General features: G+C 68.3%; 17 protein-coding genes and 1 tRNA gene. 13 read left to right on the top strand and 5 right to left on the bottom strand.

The features are described 5' to 3' along the window. The first annotated feature begins 17 nt into the window (after nucleotides 1–17). The 8 genes from dctP (at nucleotide 18) to AMK58_RS18595 (ending at nucleotide 9,094) form a co-directional block, all read left to right on the top strand. A complete protein-coding gene (gene dctP, locus AMK58_RS18630) occupies nucleotides 18–1,088 on the top strand; it encodes a TRAP transporter substrate-binding protein DctP (RefSeq protein ID WP_236778234.1) in 1,071 nt (356 codons plus the stop codon). 70 nt (nucleotides 1,089–1,158) lie between these two features. Beyond that, a complete protein-coding gene (locus tag AMK58_RS18625; RefSeq protein ID WP_051140435.1) occupies nucleotides 1,159–1,716 on the top strand; it encodes a TRAP transporter small permease subunit in 558 nt (185 codons plus the stop codon). Between the two features lie 2 nt (nucleotides 1,717–1,718). Next, nucleotides 1,719–3,038: a TRAP transporter large permease gene (locus AMK58_RS18620; RefSeq protein WP_035676600.1), complete on the top strand. Its 1,320-nt coding sequence runs from the start codon at nucleotides 1,719–1,721 to the stop codon at nucleotides 3,036–3,038. A gap of 16 nt (nucleotides 3,039–3,054) precedes the next feature. After that, nucleotides 3,055–3,963 (top strand): phytanoyl-CoA dioxygenase family protein, encoded by a 909-nt coding sequence (locus AMK58_RS18615; RefSeq protein ID WP_035676597.1) that lies wholly within the window; start codon nucleotides 3,055–3,057, stop codon nucleotides 3,961–3,963. A 64-nt stretch (nucleotides 3,964–4,027) separates the two neighbouring features. Continuing rightward, the gene (locus tag AMK58_RS18610; protein ID WP_079285590.1) at nucleotides 4,028–4,729 is read left to right on the top strand and encodes a GntR family transcriptional regulator; all 702 of its coding nucleotides are present in this window, start codon (nucleotides 4,028–4,030) and stop codon (nucleotides 4,727–4,729) included. Between the two features lie 58 nt (nucleotides 4,730–4,787). Further along, nucleotides 4,788–5,810: a phosphotransferase family protein gene (locus AMK58_RS18605; protein ID WP_059399270.1), complete on the top strand. Its 1,023-nt coding sequence runs from the start codon at nucleotides 4,788–4,790 to the stop codon at nucleotides 5,808–5,810. Then, nucleotides 5,807–7,087 carry a phosphopyruvate hydratase gene (eno, locus tag AMK58_RS18600; RefSeq protein ID WP_059399269.1) on the top strand — a complete coding sequence of 427 codons (1,281 nt, stop codon included), beginning with the start codon at nucleotides 5,807–5,809 and terminating at the stop codon, nucleotides 7,085–7,087. The genes AMK58_RS18605 and eno overlap by 4 nt, the downstream gene beginning before the upstream one ends. A 786-nt stretch (nucleotides 7,088–7,873) precedes the next feature. After that, nucleotides 7,874–9,094: an IS4 family transposase gene (locus AMK58_RS18595; RefSeq protein WP_051140434.1), complete on the top strand. Its 1,221-nt coding sequence runs from the start codon at nucleotides 7,874–7,876 to the stop codon at nucleotides 9,092–9,094. Here the strand turns inward: AMK58_RS18595 and AMK58_RS29800 are convergent. Further along, nucleotides 8,986–9,966 (bottom strand): hypothetical protein, encoded by a 981-nt coding sequence (locus AMK58_RS29800; RefSeq protein ID WP_175424483.1) that lies wholly within the window; start codon nucleotides 9,964–9,966, stop codon nucleotides 8,986–8,988. The two genes, AMK58_RS18595 and AMK58_RS29800, sit on opposite strands and share 109 nt — an antisense overlap. A gap of 121 nt (nucleotides 9,967–10,087) precedes the next feature. Next, nucleotides 10,088–10,161, bottom strand: a tRNA-Gln gene (locus AMK58_RS18585). A 200-nt stretch (nucleotides 10,162–10,361) separates the two neighbouring features. Here AMK58_RS18585 and AMK58_RS18580 point away from each other — a divergent pair. From AMK58_RS18580 to guaB, 3 genes are all read left to right on the top strand, one after another. Then, the gene (locus AMK58_RS18580) at nucleotides 10,362–11,390 is read left to right on the top strand and encodes a Ppx/GppA phosphatase family protein (protein ID WP_035676589.1); all 1,029 of its coding nucleotides are present in this window, start codon (nucleotides 10,362–10,364) and stop codon (nucleotides 11,388–11,390) included. A 14-nt stretch (nucleotides 11,391–11,404) separates the two neighbouring features. After that, complete coding sequence (locus AMK58_RS18575; protein ID WP_035676587.1) at nucleotides 11,405–12,115, top strand: RlmE family RNA methyltransferase; 711 nt, start codon at nucleotides 11,405–11,407, stop codon at nucleotides 12,113–12,115. Nucleotides 12,116–12,279: 164 nt separating this feature from the next. Continuing rightward, nucleotides 12,280–13,758 carry an IMP dehydrogenase gene (gene guaB, locus AMK58_RS18570; protein ID WP_059399267.1) on the top strand — a complete coding sequence of 493 codons (1,479 nt, stop codon included), beginning with the start codon at nucleotides 12,280–12,282 and terminating at the stop codon, nucleotides 13,756–13,758. Between the two features lie 71 nt (nucleotides 13,759–13,829). On the opposite strand, the gene AMK58_RS18565 is transcribed toward guaB, so the two are convergent. Beyond that, the gene (locus AMK58_RS18565) at nucleotides 13,830–14,591 is read right to left on the bottom strand and encodes a TrmH family RNA methyltransferase (protein WP_035676581.1); all 762 of its coding nucleotides are present in this window, start codon (nucleotides 14,589–14,591) and stop codon (nucleotides 13,830–13,832) included. A gap of 303 nt (nucleotides 14,592–14,894) precedes the next feature. On the opposite strand from AMK58_RS18565, the gene AMK58_RS18560 reads away from it, so the two are divergent. Continuing rightward, on the top strand, nucleotides 14,895–15,143 hold the full coding sequence (locus AMK58_RS18560; protein WP_035676578.1) for a DUF1272 domain-containing protein: 249 nt from the start codon (nucleotides 14,895–14,897) through the stop codon (nucleotides 15,141–15,143). 7 nt (nucleotides 15,144–15,150) lie between these two features. Here the strand turns inward: AMK58_RS18560 and AMK58_RS18555 are convergent, their stop codons facing one another. Both AMK58_RS18555 and mltA read right to left on the bottom strand, forming a co-directional pair. Further along, nucleotides 15,151–15,669: a GNAT family N-acetyltransferase gene (locus tag AMK58_RS18555; RefSeq protein ID WP_035676576.1), complete on the bottom strand. Its 519-nt coding sequence runs from the start codon at nucleotides 15,667–15,669 to the stop codon at nucleotides 15,151–15,153. A gap of 13 nt (nucleotides 15,670–15,682) precedes the next feature. Next, nucleotides 15,683–16,849: a murein transglycosylase A gene (gene mltA, locus AMK58_RS18550; protein WP_035676573.1), complete on the bottom strand. Its 1,167-nt coding sequence runs from the start codon at nucleotides 16,847–16,849 to the stop codon at nucleotides 15,683–15,685. A gap of 276 nt (nucleotides 16,850–17,125) precedes the next feature. On the opposite strand from mltA, the gene AMK58_RS18545 reads away from it, so the two are divergent. Continuing rightward, nucleotides 17,126–18,493, top strand: a complete 1,368-nt coding sequence (locus AMK58_RS18545) for an RsmB/NOP family class I SAM-dependent RNA methyltransferase (protein WP_059399266.1) — start codon at nucleotides 17,126–17,128, stop codon at nucleotides 18,491–18,493. Nucleotides 18,494–18,527: the final 34 nt, after the last annotated feature.

The raw sequence follows: 18,527 nt of genomic DNA, 5'->3' as shown, positions 1-18,527 counted from the left end.
TTCAAGGGAGGAAGAGTGTGATCAGGATCAAGGCTTTGACGATGGTGGCCGCGATCGCGGCCTTCATCGCAGTTCCGACGCTGGCGCTGGCGCAGGATGCCAAGCACAGCTTCAAGATGGCCACCGGCTGGCCGGGCGGGCCGCTCATGGACATCGGCGCCAAGGCCTTCGCCGAGCGCGTCGACCAGATGTCCGACGGTCGCATCAAGATCCAGGTTTTCCCCGGCGGTACGCTCGGCAATGCGCTGAAGGTGACCGAGACGGTCAAGAACGGCGTGGCCGAGATGGGCCACACCTGGATGGGCTACGACTGGGGCCGCGACACCACCACCGTGCTGTTCGGCGGCTACGCCGGCAGCTTCGATTCCGAACGCATGCTGCACTGGCTGTATCAGGCCGGCGGCGTCGACCTGCAGCGCCAGTACCGCGACGAGGTGTTCGGCGTCGTCTCCATGCCGCTGTTCATCCGCACCGCCGAGGTGTTCCTGCACTCCCGCAAGCCGGTTCGCACGCTGGAGGATATGAAGGGCCTGAAGCTGCGCACCGCCGGCTCCTGGCTCGACATGGCGAAGGACCTCGGCGCCGCGCCGGTGACCACGGCCGGCGGCGACGTCTTCCCGATGCTCGAGCGCGGCGCCATCGACGCCACCGAGTGGGGAACGCTGTGGGAGGACATCGCACCCGGCTTTCACAAGGTCGCCAAGTATCTGATCATCCCGGGCGTCCATCAGCCGGTCGCCCCGTTCGATCTGGTCATCAACAAGGACGCCTGGGCCAAGCTGTCCGACAAGGACAAGAAGCTCATCGAGACCGCCGCCCGCCTGACCACTTTCGACAGCTGGCTGCGCATCGGCGAGGAGGATGCCAAGGCGCTCGACGTCTACCGCAAGGCGGGCAACGAGGTGATCGAGCTGGCCCCCGAGGTCCAGTACCGGACGCGCGAGATCGCCGACGCCTGGGCCGACAAGCAGGCGGAGACGAACCCCTGGTTCGCCAAGGTCCTGGCCAGCCAGCGCGACTTCGAGAGGCGCTGGGCGAACGCCACCCAGTACCGGAACGTGAAGGTGCGCGCGACCGCCACCCAGTGAGTCCTTGGGGCGCCTCCCTGCTTCCGGGCGGGGAGGCGCCCGCCGCGACCCCGGCGAATCAGGAGTCCGCATGCAATCCTTCGTCCGTTTCGTCGACCGCCTGACCGGCTGCGTCGGCTTCGTGGGAGCGTGGCTGGTCGCCCCGCTCATACTGTCCGCCTGTTACGAGGTGTTCTCCCGCTACATCCTCGGCAGCCCGACCATCTGGGCGTACGAGACGGGGTACATGTTCACCGGCGCCAACTTCCTGCTGGGCATGGCCTTCGCGATGCGCGAGAACGCGCACATCCGCGTGGACGTGCTCTACCTGCGCTTCTCGCCCCGCACCAAGGCGATCGTCAACGCGCTGTCCTACGCGCTGATCGTCGTGCCCATCGGCTCCTGGCTGGCCTTTGCGCTCTACAAGCACGGCCTGTCGGCCTACCTGACGCGCGAGACCTCCGGCCAGTCGGCCTGGAATCCGGTGGTGTGGCCGTTCCGTCTGAGCTTCTTCGTCGCCTTCGCCATGCTGGTGCTCCAGGCGCTGTCGGAACTGGCGAAATGCCTGCTGCTGCTGCGCCAGACCGAGCCCGAAGAGCGCGGCCACGGGGTCCTGCCCTCCGCGGCCGGCCGGCAGGGGAGTCATTAGCCATGACCATGCTCGCGCTTTACATGTTCCCGCTGCTGTTCAGCCTGCTGCTGCTGGGCGTGCCGGTGGCCTTCTCCATGCTCGCCACGGCGACCGTGTTCGGCTGGATTGTGTTCGACACGGCGCTGGTCTTCCAGTTGGTCGAGAAGGTCGAGGACGTCGCCTCCAACTTCGTGCTGGCCGCCGTCACCCTGTTCGTCTTCATGGGCTGCATGCTGGAACGCGCCGGCATCGCCGAGCAGCTGTTCGAGGCGGTGCATGTGTGGACCCGCCGTATGCCCGGCGGCCTGGCGCTCGGCACCGTCGTGATGTGCATCATCTTCGCCGCCTCCACCGGCGTCATCGGCGCCACGGAGACGGTGGTCGGCCTTCTCGCCATCCCGGTGATGCTGAAGCACCGCTACGACAAGCCGCTGATCTGCGGGACGATCTGCGCCGGCGGCAGCCTGGGCACCATCATCCCGCCGTCGGTGGTGGTGGTGGTGATGGGTCCGCTCGCCAACGTCTCGGTCGGCGACCTGCTGGTCGGCATGGTGTTCCCCGGCCTGATCATGGCCGGACTCTACGTCGCCTACATCTATCTCCTCTGCCGCATCCGTCCCGATGCCGGTCCGGTGGTGCCGGCGGAGGAGGACACCATGACGGTGGCGGAGAAGCTGCGCATCACCGCCTTCGCTCTGGTGCCGCCGCTGTTCATGATCGTCGCCGTGCTGGGCTCGCTGATGCTGGGCCTCGCCGCGCCGACCGAGGCGGCGGCCATCGGCGCCGCCGGGTCGGTGCTGCTGGCGGCCTTCTACGGGCGGCTGTCGTGGGCGACGCTGAACGGCGCGGTCATGAAGACGCTGCAGGTCACCGCCATGATCATGACCATCCTGCTGGCCGGCAGCATGATGACCGGCGTCTTCATCGGCGCCGGCGGCGTGACCCTGGCGCAGGAGCTGGTCGACAAGGCGCAGCTCGGCCCCTGGGGCCTGCTGGCGCTGGTGCTCGGGCTGACGTTCCTGGCGGGGTTCTTCCTCGACTGGATCTCGATCGTGCTGATCATGATCCCGCTGTTCACGCCGCTGATCGTCGCCGCCGGCTTCGACGCGGTGTGGTTCTGCATCCTGTTCCTGGTGATGATCCAGACCAGCTACCTGACGCCGCCGATGGCGCCGGCGATCTTCTATCTGCGCGGCATCGCCCCGCCGGAGATCACCACCGGCCACATGTACCGCGGCGTGCTGCCCTTCATCGGGTTGCAGGTCCTGACCCTCATCATCGTGCTGGTCTTCCCGCAGACCGTGCTCTGGCTGCCGAGCAAGCTGCTGGGATTCAACTAACTTACGGAGCGCACCCATGACCCCCGAAGAGGTTCTCTCCCGCCCGCCGCGGATCCTGACCCAGGCCCAACGCGAGTCGTACTTCGAGGACGGCTATCTGCTGCTCGAATCCATCATCCCCATGGACATCGTCGACAACCTGCGGCGCACGACCGAGGAGATGGTGGACCGCACCCGCGGCATCGCCAAGTCCGACGACGTCTGGGACCTCGAGCCCGGCCACAGCGCGGAGTCGCCGCGCCTGCGTCGCCTGTCCGCCCCGGTGGACCACCACCCCTACTACTGGGAATACTGCTCGCAGTCGCTGCTGGGCGACATCGTCGCCGACCTCGTCGGCCCGGACGTTAAGTTCCACCACAGCAAGCTGAACTTCAAATGGGCCAAGGGCGGCACCGAGGTGAAGTGGCACCAGGACATCCAGTTCTGGCCGCACACCAACTACTCGCCGCTGACGGTCGGCACCTACATCTACGATTGCGACATGGACCAGGGACCGCTCGGCGTCATTCCGGGCAGCCACAAGGGCGAGCTGTTCCACCAGGTCGACGAGGCCGGCAACTGGACCGGCTGCCTGTCGGACGAGGACCTGAAGAAGGTGGACGTGACCAAGGCGGTCTACCTGCCGGGACCGGCCGGGTCGCTGACCATCCACAACTGCCGGACGGTGCACGGCTCCAAGCTCAACCAATCGCCGAACGGCCGGCCGCTGCTGCTGTACGCCTTCAGCTCGGCCGACGCCATGCCCTACACCGGCAACCCGATCCGCAGTTCGCACGACCAGGCGATCATCCGCGGCGAGCGCGCGCTGATGGCCCACCACGACCCGCGGCCGTGCTGGCTGCCGCCGGACTGGTCGGGCGGCTATGGTTCCATCTTCACGCACCAGCAGGGCGAGAAGAAGGCCGCGCCGGCCATGACGATGTGACCTTGCGCGGCACAATCCGGAGCGCTAAGTCTCGACGCTGGGGCAACTGGAACCGATGCTGCAAATGAAGAAGGCGCCACGCCACGAGACCCAACCGGTCAATGAGGCCGAGCCGGTCGACGACATGCAGTCGACCTTGACCGAAAAGGCCTACCGTGCGCTTGAGGAAATGATCGTCACCCTCAAGCTGGCGCCGGGCAGCGTGGTGTCGGAGGCGGCGCTGAGTCAGCTCCTCGGGATCGGCCGCACGCCGATCCGCGAGGCGCTGCACCGGCTGGCGCACGAGCATCTGGTGACCATCCTGCCCCGGCGGGGGATCATCGTCTCCGAAGTCAACATCATGACCCAGCTGCGCCTGCTGGAGGTGCGCCGTGAGGTGGAGCGCCTGATGGCGCGCGCTGCGTCCAAGCGGGCCACCCCCGCCGAACGCGATGCCTTCCGCCGCATCGAGGAGGGCATGCAGAAGGCGGCGTCCGGCAACGACGACATCGCCTTCATGCGGCTGGACCAGGCGTTCAACCAGCTGCTGACGCAGGCGGCGCGCAACGACTTCGCCGCCGGCGCCATCAGCCTGATGCAGTCCCTGTCGCGGCGGTTCTGGTACATCCATTACCGCAAGGTCGCCGACATGCCGCTGGCCGCCCGTCTGCACGGCGCGGTGGCGCTGGCCATCGCCGAGGGCGACGCGGAGCGGGCAGCCGCGGCGTCGGACGCGCTGATGGACTACATCGAGACCTTCACACGCGCCACGGTCACCGCCGACTGAAGCCCTTCCCCCAGGGGAACGGGGCTTCGGGCGCACACGGAACCGCTTTGGAGGCCCCATGCGGAACGGCTTTACCGACCTGTCGAAGGACGGCGAGGCGCTGTCGGCCGTCCTGTCGAGGATGGGACTGATCGCGCCGGGTCAGCCCTTCGAGGCGGAGACGCTGACGGGAGGCGTTTCCTCCACCGTCCTGAAGATCTCCAGCGCCGGCCGGGTCTTCTGCCTCAAGCAGGCGCTTCCCAAGCTGAAGGTGGCCAAGGATTGGCGGGTTCCGGTCGACCGCGTCTTCGGCGAGATCGACTGGCTGACCACCGTGTCCTCCATCGAGCCCGAAGCGGTGCCGGCGGTCTGCGGAGTTGACCGGGATTCCCGATGCTTCGCCATGGAATTCCTCCCCGAGGAGGCGTACCCGAACTGGAAGTCCCTGCTGATGCGGGGCCGTGTCGACGCCGGGTTCGCCGCCGCCGTCTGCGCGGCGCTCGGCCTGATCCACGCGAGGACGGCGGCCGACCCGGTCCTGGCCGGGCGGTTCGCCACGGACGCCAACTTTTACGCGATCCGCCTGGAGCCGTACCTCGCCGAAACGGCGCGCAACCATCCCCGTCTGGCGCCGCGGATCCTGGAGGTGCTGGAGCGGACGCGCACCACCAAACTCGTGCTGGTCCATGGCGACGTCAGCCCCAAGAACATCCTCGTCGGCCGCAAGGGGCCCGTGTTCCTGGACGCCGAATGCGCCTGGTACGGCGATCCGGCCTTCGACCTCGCCTTCTGCCTGAACCATCTGCTGCTCAAGGCCGTCCACAACCCGGCCGCCGCGCCGTCGCTGCTGGCGGCCTTCGCCGCGTCCGCTGCCGCCTACCTCGACCACGTCGGGTGGGAGCCGCGCGACCGCTTCGAGGAGCGCGCCGCGGCGCTCCTGCCCTGCCTGATGCTCGCGCGCGTCGACGGCAAGTCTCCGGTCGAGTATCTCGCCGACGCCGGGCGCGCGCTCGTGCGGACACTCGCCGTGGCGATGATCGACCGGCGGCCGATCGCCCTGGACCAGATTGCCGCGTTCGTTCGCAAGGAGATGACGTCGTGAGCCGGATCAAGGATGTTCGAGGCCGCCAAGTGTGGGATTCGCGCGGATGGCCGACCGTCGAGGTCGAGGTCACCCTCGACACCGGCGCGGTCGGTCGCGGCATCGCGCCCGCCGGCGCGTCGCGGGGCGCCCATGAGGCGGTGGAACTGCGGGACGGCGGCGCGCTGCTCGGCGGCAAGGGCGTTCGCACCGCACTTGCGGGCATCGAGCGGGACATCGCACCGGCGCTCGTCGGCCTGCCGGTCTCCGATCAGGCGCGGATCGACCGGACGCTGATCGATCTCGACGGGACGCCCAACCGCTCCCGGCTCGGTGGCAACGCGGTCGTCGCCACCTCGATGGCGGCGCTCAACGCCGCCGCAGCCGACGCCGGGCTGCCGCTGTGGCGCCACCTCGCTGAGGGCCGGCCGGTGCGGCTACCGCTGCCGCAGATCCAGATCTTCGGCGGCGGCGCCCACGCCGGACGCCGGATCGACATCCAGGACCTGATGGTGATCGCCACCGGCGCCGGGTCGTTCGGGCAGGCGCTTGAGATGACGGCGGAGGTCTATCACAGCGCCGGCCGGATCATGGCCGGGCGCGGTCTTTTGCAGGGCGTCGCCGACGAGGGCGGCTGGTGGCCGGCGTTCGACACCAACGAAGAGGCGCTGGACACGCTGGTTCGCGCCATCGAGGGCGCCGGCCTCGTGCCGGGCGAGGACGTGTGCATCGCCCTGGACATCGCCGCCTCGGAGTTCGGCAGGAACGGCCGCTATCGCCTCGGGCTCGAGGGGGTGGAGTACGATTCCGACGGCCTGTGCGCGGTGCTGCTCGACTGGCTTGACCGCTACCCGATCGTCTCAATCGAAGACCCGCTCGCGGAGGACGACGAGGCCGGTCTCGTCGCCTTCACCCGCGCGGCGGGAACGCGCGTCCAGATCGTCGGCGACGATTATCTGGTCACCGACGCGCGGCGGGTGGAGGCGGCGGCGGCCAAGGGCGCCTGCAACGCAGTCCTCCTCAAGCCCAACCAGGCCGGGACCATCACGGAGACCCAGGACGCGCTGGCCGCCGCGAAGGCGGCCGGCTTCAACACTATCGTGTCCGCCCGTTCGGGTGAAACCGAAGACGCGATCATCGTCCATCTCTCGACCGGCTGGAACGCCGGCCAGCTGAAAGTCGGCTCCTTCGCCCGGTCCGAACGGATGGCCAAGTGGAACGAAGCCATACGGGTCGAATCCGCAGGGCTTCCATTTTTCGGACGATCCGCACTGCAACGTCCGACGCGCTCCACGTAGGCATCCGGCTTCTGAAGTATCGTTTGTGGCGGACGAAGATCGAGTAGAATCCAGGCCTTTTCGGCGGTCAGGATGACAAGCTGATGCGCCGCGAGAAGAGCCCGTTCACGGAGGCGTTGGTGCGCAAATCGTGAGACTGGTGATCGAGGCGGGCTGCGGCAAAGGATCGGCCCCTGCTGGAGCCAAGGGCCGGATGCCGTGCAAGGCGGACGAGAGCCGTCATCATAAGGTCCAGAAGGCGCGCCACAGTGTCGAGAACGGGGCGGCCTAAGATGCGGCGATGTTCCGGCGCGGCGACCTGACCATCTTGGTGACATCGCAGGCGATCGCCGCGTGGACGCAGCCCGCTACGCGCCGACGCGGCCGGCCAGCGCACTGCTCGGGGCGATTCATTCCAAACGCTCAGGCCCACGCCGGCCTCCTTGTGAACTTCAGTGCAGATTGAAACTGGCGGGAAAGTCAAATCTCGGTGGCTTCGAGCCCCCGCAACCAAAGAAAAAAAGCCCTCCTGGAAGCACAGCGCTTCAGGGGGGCTTTTTGCGTGTTGTGTCCACCAGAGGCTTTGCGCAAAGTTTCGTTCAGAAAGAGCCGGCCCGACCTTCATTGAGCGGATGTGGTGGACGGCCCATCCACCTTCCTTATACCAAGTCCTGTGGAATACGACGTACGCCTCCGGTGAGCCTTTCAACTACCCACATCCGGCAGCACAGCTGATGACGGCGGTCTCCACCTCGTATGCGGGCAATCCGCGGCCTGTTGACATCGAACGATGTTCGGGAGGTGCCGATGGCCACGGGAACCAACGCCTGGATCGAGGGTGAACTCGCCGGCTGCCACTTTGCCGACGAGCGGCTGGGGCGACGCTTGAGCATGTTGCTCGATCAACTGGCCGGGGCGATGGGTGACAGCATTCCCCTGGCCTGCCAGGATTGGGCCAACACCAAGGCGGCTTACCGGTTCTTCGCCAACGAGCGGGTGAGCGACGCGGACAATCTCGCCGGCCACTTCGACTCGATCCGCCAGTGGGTAGCTGCGACTACCGGCCCGCTCCTGGTCATTCAGGACACCACGGAGTTCTCCTTCCAGCGCGAGCATCCTGAGAAGATCGGCCAGACCGTCCGGGTGAACAGCGGTCAGGACAAGGAGGGCCGGTTCCGCATGCACACCGTGTGTGGGTTGCTGATGCACGCCAGTCTGGCGGTCACGACCGAGGGCCTGCCGCTGGGCCTCGGCGCCGTCAAGTTCTGGACCCGGACCAAGTTCAAGGGCACCGCCGCACTGAAGAGGAAGATCAACCCGACGCGGGTTCCCATCGAGCAGAAAGAGAGTGTCCGCTGGTTGGAGAACCTGCGCCGGACCACAGAGCGGTTCGGCGATCCGGCGCGCTGCATCCATATCGGGGATCGCGAGAGCGACATCTACGAACTGTTCTGCCTGACTCAGGAGTTGGGCACGCATTTCCTGGTGCGGACTTGCGTGGACCGGCTCGCCCTTGGCGGCGATACGACCGTCGACGCTGTGATGAGCGAGGTCGCCGTTCAGGGCGTGCGTGCCGTCGCCGTCCGGGATGGCCAGGGGCGCGTCGGCACGGTGGAGGTCGAACTGACCTATCGCAGCCTGCGAATCTTGCCGCCGATCGGGAAACAGAAGCGCTATTCGGCGCTCACCCTGACCGTCCTGCATGCCCGGGAACGTGAGGCGCTCGCTGATCGGCCGCGCATCGACTGGAAGCTCCTCACCGATCTGCCCGTCCTCACCCAGGAGGCGGCCATCGAAAAGCTCCGCTGGTACGCGGTCCGATGGAAAATCGAGGTGTTTCACAAGATTTTGAAATCAGGGTGCAAGGCGGAGGAGGCAAGGCTCCGAAGCGCCGACCGCTTGGTCAAGTTGATCGCTGTCTATTGCCTCGTGAGCTGGCGGGTTTTCTGGATGACCATGATTGATCGATCGGCGCCGGATGTCGATGCAGGGACGAGCACGGACGCCGCAGCAGCGACGCCGGGCTGAGCGGCCTGGGAGTGCGGGTGGGCTTCCACCTCCTTCCGGTTGGGCACCGGGCTGGCGTTGGGTTCAACGGGGTCGATTGATGCCACGGGGGCCGCGACCAAGGAGGACTGCGCGGCCGGCTGCGCAGGCATGACGGTCGGCACCAGCGCCGGTGCCGACGGCGCCACGACGCTGGCGGGCCGCCTATCGGTCCCGGAAACCGCATTGCCCGACGGCGCGCCGGCCGGCATGCCGAACGTCATGCTGCTGACCGGCAAGGGTGGCAGGACGTCCGCGAGGTCGTCGTCGTAGTGGTTCTGTTCCCGTTCGGCGTTGATGCGGTGGACGCGGGGAAGCCCGCGCAGCACCAGCCGCGCGAGGTAGCTGTGCTCGGCCGTCTCCGCCGCCGGCACCGGCACCGGCAGGCCGACGGTGACGGCGCGCTCGAGCACCGCGCGGGCGGCGTCGAGACGGTTGTGCCGGACGGCGTCCTCGATGGTGGCAACGGCGTCGAGCTCGGCCTGGACCCGCCGGGCGATCTCCTCCGGCCCCCGCTCCCCGCCCAGGGCACGCGCCACCTCCGCCCGTTCCAGCTCGCCGAGCAGGATCGGTTGGAGGAGGGCGCGGAGCGCGCTGGTGTCGATGGTGCCGGCCTGCATGACCTCGCCGAGGAGTGCGAGCACGGCATCGACCACGACGCTGAGACGCCGCCCTCGCTGCCGTGCGAGGCCGGGCATATTGGTCCGCAGGGAGAGGCGTATCTCCCGACCGACGAATTTTTTCGAAGAATTTTCCGGGGCCCTGTCATCCCCGACCGCAGCCCCACATGCCGGCAGGATCCGGCGCCACCAGTAGACGGATCCGCGGCGGTAGAGATGGACCCCAAGCGACATCCCCGGCACTCCCCCGTGAAGGGCGCCGAACCGTCGATGGCACAGGCTGATGGCACAGTTGGGGGACCAGCCTGTTGGCTTCGCCCTAAGTGCCTGATGTACAAGGATTTCTAGGAAAGGTTGGTTGGGGGACTAGGATTCGAACCTAGGCTGGCGGAGTCAGAGTCCGCTGTCCTACCGCTAGACGATCCCCCAGACCGTCACCGGGAATGGCGTTGCGCCACATCCCGTCGTGGGCCGCTCTTTTAGCAAAGCAGGCAGGGCTTGTATAGCCCTTTTTTGGCATCTGGCACCTTGGTGTGGGCGCGCGCGCACAAATCAATGCCATTCGTGGGCTTTCGCTGGGACGTGAAACCGGGTTAAGATGACTCCCTTAAGCATGGCGGGGAGGAGACGTGGACCTTCAGGTGCACAGTGAACGGCAGAACGACACCGGACGGTTGCGTTCGTCGGCCCCTGCGCGCCCGGTCTTTGCGGCTCTCGATCTCGGAACCAACAATTGCCGGCTGCTGATCGCACGCCCGATTCCCGGCGGCTTTCGCGTCATCGATGCCTTCTCGCGGATCGTCCGGCTGGGCGAGGGGTTGACCCGCAACGACCGGCTTTCCGACTCGGCAATGGAGCGTACTCTCGCCGCCCTGAGGATTTGCGGGTCCAAGATCGAGCGTCGCGGCGTCACCGCGGCGCGTGCGGTGGCGACCGAAGCGTGCCGCCGTGCCCGGAACTGCAGCGAGTTCGTCGATGCGGTGGAGCGGGAGACCGGCATCGCCATCGAGATCATCTCCAGCCAGGAGGAAGGGCGCCTCGCGCTCGCCGGCTGCGCATCCCTGCTCGACCCGAACGTTCCCTATGCCGTGGTGTTCGACATCGGCGGCGGTTCTACCGAGCTGATGTGGCTGGCGGTCGAGCGGGGGCGGCCCCCGCGCATCCTCGACCAAACGTCCATCCAGTGCGGCGTCATCGGCCTGACCGAGCAGTTCGGCGGCGCCGACGCCGACCGCGGCATGTACCGGCAAATGGTTGAGGAGGTCGCTTCGGCCATCGCCTCTTTCGAGGCGCGCAACGGCATTCGCGAACGGGTGCTGGCCGGTCAGGTGCAGATGCTCGGCACCTCCGGCACGGTGACGACGCTGGCCGGGGTGCATCTCGGGCTGTGCCGCTACGACCGGCGGGCCGTGGACGGCAGCTTTCTGCGCATCGACCACGCCCGTGCGGTCATCGAACGTCTCGTGGCGCTGGACTTCGACGGGCGGGCGCGGCATCCCTGCATCGGACAGGACCGCGCGGATCTGGTGATCGCCGGATGCGCGGTGCTGGACGCGCTGTGCGACTGTTGGCCGGTGGAGCGCCTGCGCATCGCCGACCGCGGCTTGCGCGAGGGCATCCTCGTTGAGCTGATCGGGTCGACGCGGCAAATCTATTAAGGAAATGTGAGACCATGGTTGGAAAGCCTCCGTCCTCCTCGACGCCGGGTGGGCGCCGCGCCACCGTCCGCGTGAAGTCCGCGGCCAAGCGCACCACCTCCTCGGCCCGCTGGCTGGAGCGGCATCTGAACGACCCCTACGTGCACGAGGCGACGAAGCGCGGCTTCCGGTCCCGCGCCGCCTTCAAGCTGCTTCAGCTCGACGAGAAGTTCCATCTGCTGGGGCCGGGCAAGCGCGTGGTCGATCTTGGCGCCGCCCCCGGCGGCTGGACGCAGGTGGCTGTGGACAAGGTGCAGACCGGGCGTGAGGGCTGGAAGGTCGTCGGGCTGGATATCCTGCCCATGGACCCGGTGCCCGGCGCCACCACCATGCAGGCCGACTTCCTGGAGGAGGGCGCCGCCGAGCGGCTGAAGGAAGCGCTGGGCGGCCCCGCCGACGTGGTGCTGAGCGACATGGCCGCCCCGACCATCGGGCACCAGTCCACCGACCATCTGCGCATCATGGCGCTGGCCGAGGCCGCCTACGACTTCGCGGAGGAGGTGCTGGCCCCCGGCGGGGCGTTCGTCGCCAAGCTGTTCCAGGGCGGGGCGGAGAAGTCTCTGCTGGAGCGGCTGAAGCGCGATTTCACCACGGTGCGCCACGCCAAGCCGCCGGCCAGCCGTGCCGAATCCTCCGAAACCTATGTGGTCGCCACCGGTTTCCGTGGGGCCAACATGAACGACTAGGTCCACCTCCGGCTGCGGTCCGTTCGCGCAGGTCATGGCTGGCTTGCGCGGATGAGGCCCGGCACACGACAGTTTGTGGTTCAGGCGCCTTCACAAGCCCACGGTCTTGTGTATAGTGCGCCAAATTTTTTTCCGGCCCCTTTTTATCTCCCGGGAGACCGCCGATGGCCCGCTCGTCCACGATCCGCGAAGCTTTGACCTTCGACGACGTCCTCTTGGTTCCGGCCGAAAGTTCGGTCCTGCCGAACGAGGTGGACACCCGGACGCGCCTGACCAAGACCATCGAACTGGGCATCCCCCTGATGTCCTCCGCGATGGACACGGTGACCGAAAGCAGCCTCGCCATCGCCATGGCCCAGGCCGGCGGCATCGGCGTGGTCCACCGCAACCTGACCATCGAGCAGCAGGCCGAGGAGGTCCGCAAGGTCAAGCGGTACGAGTCCGGCATGGTGGTCAACCCGATCACCATCACGCCCGGCCAGACGCTGGCCGACGCGCTCCAGCTCATGGCCGACTACCGCATCTCCGGCATCCCGGTGGTGGAAAGCCGCGACTCCCGCGGCAGCGGCAAGCTGGTCGGCATCCTGACCAACCGCGACGTCCGCTTCGCCACCAACCCGAACCAGCCGGTCAGCGAATTGATGACCAAGGACGTGGTGTCGGTGCGCGAGGGCGTCAGCCAGGACGAGGCCAAGCGCCTGCTGCACCAGCATCGCATCGAGAAGCTGCTGGTGGTGGACGAGGCTCACCGCTGCATCGGCCTCGTCACGGTGAAGGACATGGAGAAGGCCCAGGCCTACCCCAACGCCTGCAAGGATGCTCAGGGCCGCCTGCGCGTCGCCGCCGCCACCGGCACCGGCTCGGACGGGCTGCGCCGTGCCGAGGCGCTGTTCGACGCCGGCGTGGACGTTCTGGTGGTCGACACCGCGCACGGCCATTCGCTGAAGGTGCTGGATCAGGTGCGCGCCGCGCGCAACATGTCCAACTACACCCAGGTGATCGCCGGCAACGTGGCCACCGCCGAGGCGGCGAAGGCGCTGGTCGATGCCGGCGCGGACGCCGTGAAGGTCGGGATCGGCCCCGGCTCCATCTGCACCACCCGCATCGTCGCCGGCGTCGGCGTGCCGCAGCTGACCGCCATCATGGACGTGGTCGAGGCATGCGAGAAGATGGGCATCCCGGTGATCGCTGACGGCGGCATCAAGTTCTCGGGCGATCTCGCCAAGGCCATCGCGGCGGGCGCCAGCGTGGCGATGCTGGGCAGCCTGTTCGCCGGCACCGACGAGAGCCCCGGCGAGGTCATCCTCTATCAGGGCCGCTCATACAAGAGCTACCGCGGCATGGGCTCGGTGGGCGCCATGGCCCGCGGCTCGGCGGACCGCTACTTCCAGCAGGAAGTGTCGACCATGAAGCTGGTGCCGGAAGGCGTCGAAGGCCGCGTGCCCTACAAGGGCCCGGTGTCGGCGGTGATCCACCAGCTCGTCGGCGGCCTGCGCGCGGCCATGGGCTACACCGGCAGCCAGTCCATCGCCGAGATGCAGACGAAGTGCGAGTTCGTCCGCATCACCAACGCCGGCCTGCGCGAGAGCCACGTCCACGACATCACCATCACCAACGAGTCCCCGAACTACCGTCAGGGCTGATCGGGCGTTTGTCGGGTGGCGGTTCGAAGAGGCGAGGGGGGCGTTCCCCTCGCCTTTTTCATGCCCGCGCTTCAGGAGCGGGAGGCGAAGTGGCTGAACAGCGCCACGCTCGCCGCGACGGTGGCGTTAAGGGACTCCACCGCCCCGGTGGTCGGGATGGACAGGCGCTGGACGGGCAGGGTGGCGGGCACGCCCTGACCTTCCTCGCCCAGCACCAGCCGGACGTCGCGCGGCCAGCGGTAGGCCGCCATGTCGGCACCCCCGGCGTCCAGGGCGACCAGCGGCCCGGCGGCCCGGCTCACGTCCTCCCACCGGCCGCCGCGCAGCAGCGTCAGCTCGAACTGGGCGTTCGACGCGGCGCGCAGGCATTTGGGATGGTACGGGTGGGCTGCGCCGTCGAGCAGGATCACCCGGCGGGCGCCGAAGGCGGCGGCGCTGCGCAGCAGGGCGCCGAGGTTGTTGGGGTCGCCCAGCGCGCAGACGAGTTCGAGCCCCTGTGGCGGTTGCGAGAGGTCGATGGGCGGCGTGTCGGGCACCGTGCCGACCAGCAGGGGAAAGCCAGTGCCAGAGACGTCCAGGGTGCGGAACAGGGCGGGGGTGAGTTGGACGATCTCCAGCCCCGCAGGCAGGCGCCAACCTTCGGCCTGCGCCGGATCAGTGACTAGCAGGGTGGAAAAGCGGTCCGGCCAGCGGACCAGCGCCTCCGGCACCGTCTTCAGTCCGGCCAGCAGGAACTTGCCCTGTTTCTTCAGGCCGCGGCTCTCCAGCAAAGCCTCCCACAGCTTGAACTGCGGATTCTGCGGGCTTTCGATCAGGCGCGGCGGGCGGATCATGCGGGACGGGCTTTCCAGGGCGGGCGGTCGTCGTGATCGTGGACCTTACGGCGCGGGGCGCCGCGTTGGGAAGGCCGATCCGCCTTCATAGCCCTCTCCCCTCTGGGGAGAGGGTGCCCGCGAAGCGGGCGGTGAGGGGGATGTGCCGGGTGATGCGTTCGGCAAAAGCGGGTCCCCCTCACCCCAACCCTCTCCCCAGAGGGGAGAGGGAGCTTCAAACGCGAAAGCCGTGCGGCCACCGCCTGTTCTCCCACCGCCTTCCCGCTGCTATCATCGCTGAACCACTGAAAGGCGATCCCCATCATGCTTGCGCTGCGGCCGAACTGCGAATGCTGCGACCGGGATCTGCCCCCGGAGTCCCGCGATGCCTACATCTGCTCCTTCGAATGCACCTTCTGCGGCGACTGCCGGGACGGGGTGCTGAAGGGCCATTGCCCGAACTGCGGGGGCGAGCTGGTGCGACGGCCCGTCCGTCCGGCCGGTAGGCTGGCCAACAACCCGGCCTCCGCACAGCGGGTGCTCAAGGCCGGCGGTTGTCCGCCCGCCTTCTGAACCACTCTTAATCCAGGTGCCAGCCGAGGAACAGCAGCGCTCCCCGCTGGGTCGCTGCGGTGAATCCGGCGCGCTGGTAAAAGCTGACGTTCCGCGCGAACACCCCGGTCACCAGATGCAGGCCGGGCAAGCCATCGGCGCGGCAGTCCTCCGCGAAGCGGTCAACCAGCGCCCGCCCGATTCCATGATCGCGGAAGCCGGGCCGGACGTTGACGTGGAGATGGGCGGGAAAGGCGGCGAAGCGGTCGGCGAAGACCTCGTATTTCGGGATGGTGCGGGCGAGGTCCACCGCCCCGGCGCTGTCCTTGCAGCCGGTCAGATAGCCGATGATGGCGCCGTCCTCGGCCAAGGCGAACCACACGTCGTCCGGCGCCCGCTCCACATACCAGCCCGTCCAGGTGCGGAAGAAGGCTGTGCGCTCCTCCGCCGAGGCGAAGTCCTTGCGCAGCGTGGACTGGAAGAAGATGTCTTCCAGCGCGGCGAGGGCGGCCTCCCGGTCGGGCAGGGCGGACAGACGAACCAGCATCGACGACCAGACCTCAGCGGCGTTGCGCCAGCGTGAAGGAAGTGGTGCGCGGCGCCAGCATCGTGTAGCGGCCCTTGGCCTTCATCACACCGGCGCCCTCCGCGGCCTCCGCCCCATGGCCCCAGAACAGGTCGCCGCGCACCGCCCCCTTGATGGCGCCGCCGGTGTCTTGGGCGACGACGAGGCGCTTGATCTCGCCCTGCGGCACCGGCGCCTCGCGGACGTCCAGCCACAGCGGCACGCCCAGCGGGACGTAGCCGGGGTCCACGGCAAGGCTGCGGCCCGCCGTCAGCTCCATGTTGCGCGCGCCGCGGGCGCCGACGTCGGGGCGCATCTGGAAGAAGACGTAGGACGGGTTCATGTTCATCACCTGCTTGGCCTCGCCGGGATGCTCGGTCAGCCAGCGGCGGATCAGCGGCATGGTCACCTGCTCCGGCGTGGCGTAGCCGATGTCGATCAGGTGCCGCCCGATGGGGACGTAGCGGTGGCCGTTCTGCCCGCCATAGCCCAGAGCCACCACCGACCCGTCGGTCATCCGCACCCGGCCCGACCCCTGGATTTCCAGGAAGAAGGCGTCGATGGGATCGTCCACCCACAGGATCTCCAGCCCCTTGCCCTTCAGCGCGCCGTCGGTGATGCGGGCGCGGCTGGGCAGGCCGCGCTTGGTCCGCTTGGGCGCCTTGTAGAGGGGGACGTTGTAGCGCTCGGTCCGGGTCCAGCTGCCGCGCAGCTCGACCTCGTAATAGCCCGTGAACAGGCCCTCCTGCCCCTCGGACAGGGCGACAGGGGTGAAGTGATCCTCGAAGAAGCGGCGGGCGGTTTCCGGCTGGGCGTCGGGCAGGCCGCGCAACGCCTCGCAGATCGGGCGCCAGTCCGAGGTGGTGCCGGCGGCGGGGTTGGGGCCGAGCGGCTTGCCGGCCGGCTGCGACGCCACCCAGCGGCAGGTGCGCTGAACGGCAGGCAGGGCCTGCGCGTGGTCGTCGTCGATCCAGCCCGGCAGGCCGCGGAAGTCTGCGGAAACCTTCTCCATCCCCGGCCGCCAGGACGCCGCGGTGACGCCGCCGCCCGGTCCCGGTCCGGTCGCTGCGTCGCCCGCACAGCCCGCCAGCAGGCCAAACGCAAGAAGGGTGGAGACGCGCGCCAACGCACGCGCCATGACACTGCCGACCGCAGCCGTCATCGCGGACCCCGCACCAGATTTCAAGAAGACGCCGAAGAAGAGGGAGCGTTGGACTTGCCGCCCGCAAGAGAGCCGACGCAAGAACAACTACCCCTTTTTTGCCTCATTCACGGGATTGCGGTCAACCGCTCTTCGCGCGGATGGTTTCGATCGGGCCGTCTTGTCACAGGGCGAACGCCTGGGACGGCGACTCGAAAGGCTGCCGCGCGTGCGCGGGGGATGACAACCGCCCCCCGCTCGGGTTATCGAGCAGGGAATCTATCCGAGGACCATCCCATGACCCCCGCCGCCCGCCTTCAGGCGGTCATCGACCTGCTGACCGAGATCGACGAAACCCCGCGCCCCGCCGACGCGGTGATGAGCGCCTATTTCCGCGCCCGCCGCTACATCGGGTCGAAAGACCGCACCGCGGTGGCGCAGACGGCCTACGCGATCCTGCGGCGGCATGCCCGCCTGTGCTGGTGGCTGGAGCGTCAGGGCCATCCGCCGACCCCGCGCGCCCGCGCGCTCGCCAACGAGATCCTGGCCGAGGGCAAGGCCGCGGCGACGGTGAAGGCGCTGTTCGGCGCCACCAAATTCGCCCCGGCCCCGCTGGCGCCGGAGGAGGCGAAGCTCGCCAACGAGCTGGACACCCACACGCTGGAGCATCCGCAGATGCCGGAGAGCGTGGCCGTGGAATGCCCGCCCTGGGCCGAGGAGCCGATGCGCGCCGCCATGGGCGACCGCTTCGCCGTGGAGATGCGGACGCTGCTGGACAGCGCGCCGCTCGATCTGCGCATCAACCCGGTGAAGGCCAACCGCGAGAGCGCGATCAAGGCATTGGCCCGCGCCCAGATCACGGCGACGCCGACGCAGTGGTCGCCGCTGGGCCTGCGCGTCCAGGGCCGCCCGCCGCTGGGTGCCGTGGATGCCTTCAAGGACGGTCTGGTCGAAATCCAGGACGAAGGCTCGCAGCTCGTGGCGATCGCGGTGGCGCCGAAGCCGGGGCAACAGGTGGTCGATTTCTGCGCCGGGGCCGGCGGCAAGACGCTGGCCATCGCCGCGCTGATGAAGAACAAGGGCCGCGTCGTCGCCTGCGACGTGCTGGCCGGGCGCCTGAAACGCGCCGCCGAGCGGTTCCGCCGCGCCGGTCTACACAACATCGAGGCGCACCCGCTGTCCAGCGAGCGCGACCCCTGGGTGAAGCGCCACAAGCGCAAGTTCGACCGCGTGCTGGTGGACGCGCCGTGCAGCGGCACCGGCACCTGGCGCCGCAACCCCGACAGCCGCTGGCGCCAGCTCGGCCCCGGTCTGGCGGAACTGGTGCCGCTCCAGGCCAACATCCTGGACAGCGCGGCCCGTCTGGTGAAGCCCGGCGGGCGACTGGTCTACGCCACCTGCTCCCTGCTTCCGGAGGAGAACGAGAATCAGGTGGCCGCCTTCCTGGAAACCCACCCCGACTTCTCCGTGCTGCCGGTCGCCGAGGTCTGGGCGGAGGAGGGCGCGGGCACCCCGCCCGCCGAGGGGCCGTATCTGCGCCTGACCCCGGCCCGCCACGACACCGACGGCTTCTTCGCCGCCGTGATGGTGCGCAAGGCGGAGGACGAAGCCGCGGCGGAGGTGGACCAGATGGCCGAGGCTGATCCGGCGCCTTCAGAAGGGTAACATCGGCGGGGAGAACCTTCCCCGGTGGAATGCG

It is taken from the genome of Azospirillum brasilense, from assembly GCF_001315015.1.
Taxonomy (GTDB): domain Bacteria; phylum Pseudomonadota; class Alphaproteobacteria; order Azospirillales; family Azospirillaceae; genus Azospirillum; species Azospirillum brasilense.
The sequence above is the reverse complement of the archived record's forward strand: the minus strand, read 5'-3'. Positions and strand labels throughout refer to the sequence as shown.

What these genes read in the sequence shown, in the direction of transcription:
- AMK58_RS29800 (WP_175424483.1), bottom strand. Translation starts at nt 9,966, where the DNA reads ATGTCGCTTGGGGTCCATCTCTACCGCCGCGGATCCGTCTACTGGTGG.
- mltA (WP_035676573.1), bottom strand. Translation starts at nt 16,849, where the DNA reads ATGACGGCTGCGGTCGGCAGTGTCATGGCGCGTGCGTTGGCGCGCGTC.
- AMK58_RS18605 (WP_059399270.1), top strand. Translation starts at nt 4,788, where the DNA reads ATGCGGAACGGCTTTACCGACCTGTCGAAGGACGGCGAGGCGCTGTCG.
- AMK58_RS18555 (WP_035676576.1), bottom strand. Translation starts at nt 15,669, where the DNA reads ATGCTGGTTCGTCTGTCCGCCCTGCCCGACCGGGAGGCCGCCCTCGCC.
- AMK58_RS18595 (WP_051140434.1), top strand. Translation starts at nt 7,874, where the DNA reads ATGGCCACGGGAACCAACGCCTGGATCGAGGGTGAACTCGCCGGCTGC.
- AMK58_RS18545 (WP_059399266.1), top strand. Translation starts at nt 17,126, where the DNA reads ATGACCCCCGCCGCCCGCCTTCAGGCGGTCATCGACCTGCTGACCGAG.
- AMK58_RS18560 (WP_035676578.1), top strand. Translation starts at nt 14,895, where the DNA reads ATGCTTGCGCTGCGGCCGAACTGCGAATGCTGCGACCGGGATCTGCCC.
- AMK58_RS18625 (WP_051140435.1), top strand. Translation starts at nt 1,159, where the DNA reads ATGCAATCCTTCGTCCGTTTCGTCGACCGCCTGACCGGCTGCGTCGGC.
- AMK58_RS18575 (WP_035676587.1), top strand. Translation starts at nt 11,405, where the DNA reads ATGGTTGGAAAGCCTCCGTCCTCCTCGACGCCGGGTGGGCGCCGCGCC.
- AMK58_RS18615 (WP_035676597.1), top strand. Translation starts at nt 3,055, where the DNA reads ATGACCCCCGAAGAGGTTCTCTCCCGCCCGCCGCGGATCCTGACCCAG.
- AMK58_RS18620 (WP_035676600.1), top strand. Translation starts at nt 1,719, where the DNA reads ATGACCATGCTCGCGCTTTACATGTTCCCGCTGCTGTTCAGCCTGCTG.
- AMK58_RS18610 (WP_079285590.1), top strand. Translation starts at nt 4,028, where the DNA reads ATGAAGAAGGCGCCACGCCACGAGACCCAACCGGTCAATGAGGCCGAG.
- AMK58_RS18565 (WP_035676581.1), bottom strand. Translation starts at nt 14,591, where the DNA reads ATGATCCGCCCGCCGCGCCTGATCGAAAGCCCGCAGAATCCGCAGTTC.
- guaB (WP_059399267.1), top strand. Translation starts at nt 12,280, where the DNA reads ATGGCCCGCTCGTCCACGATCCGCGAAGCTTTGACCTTCGACGACGTC.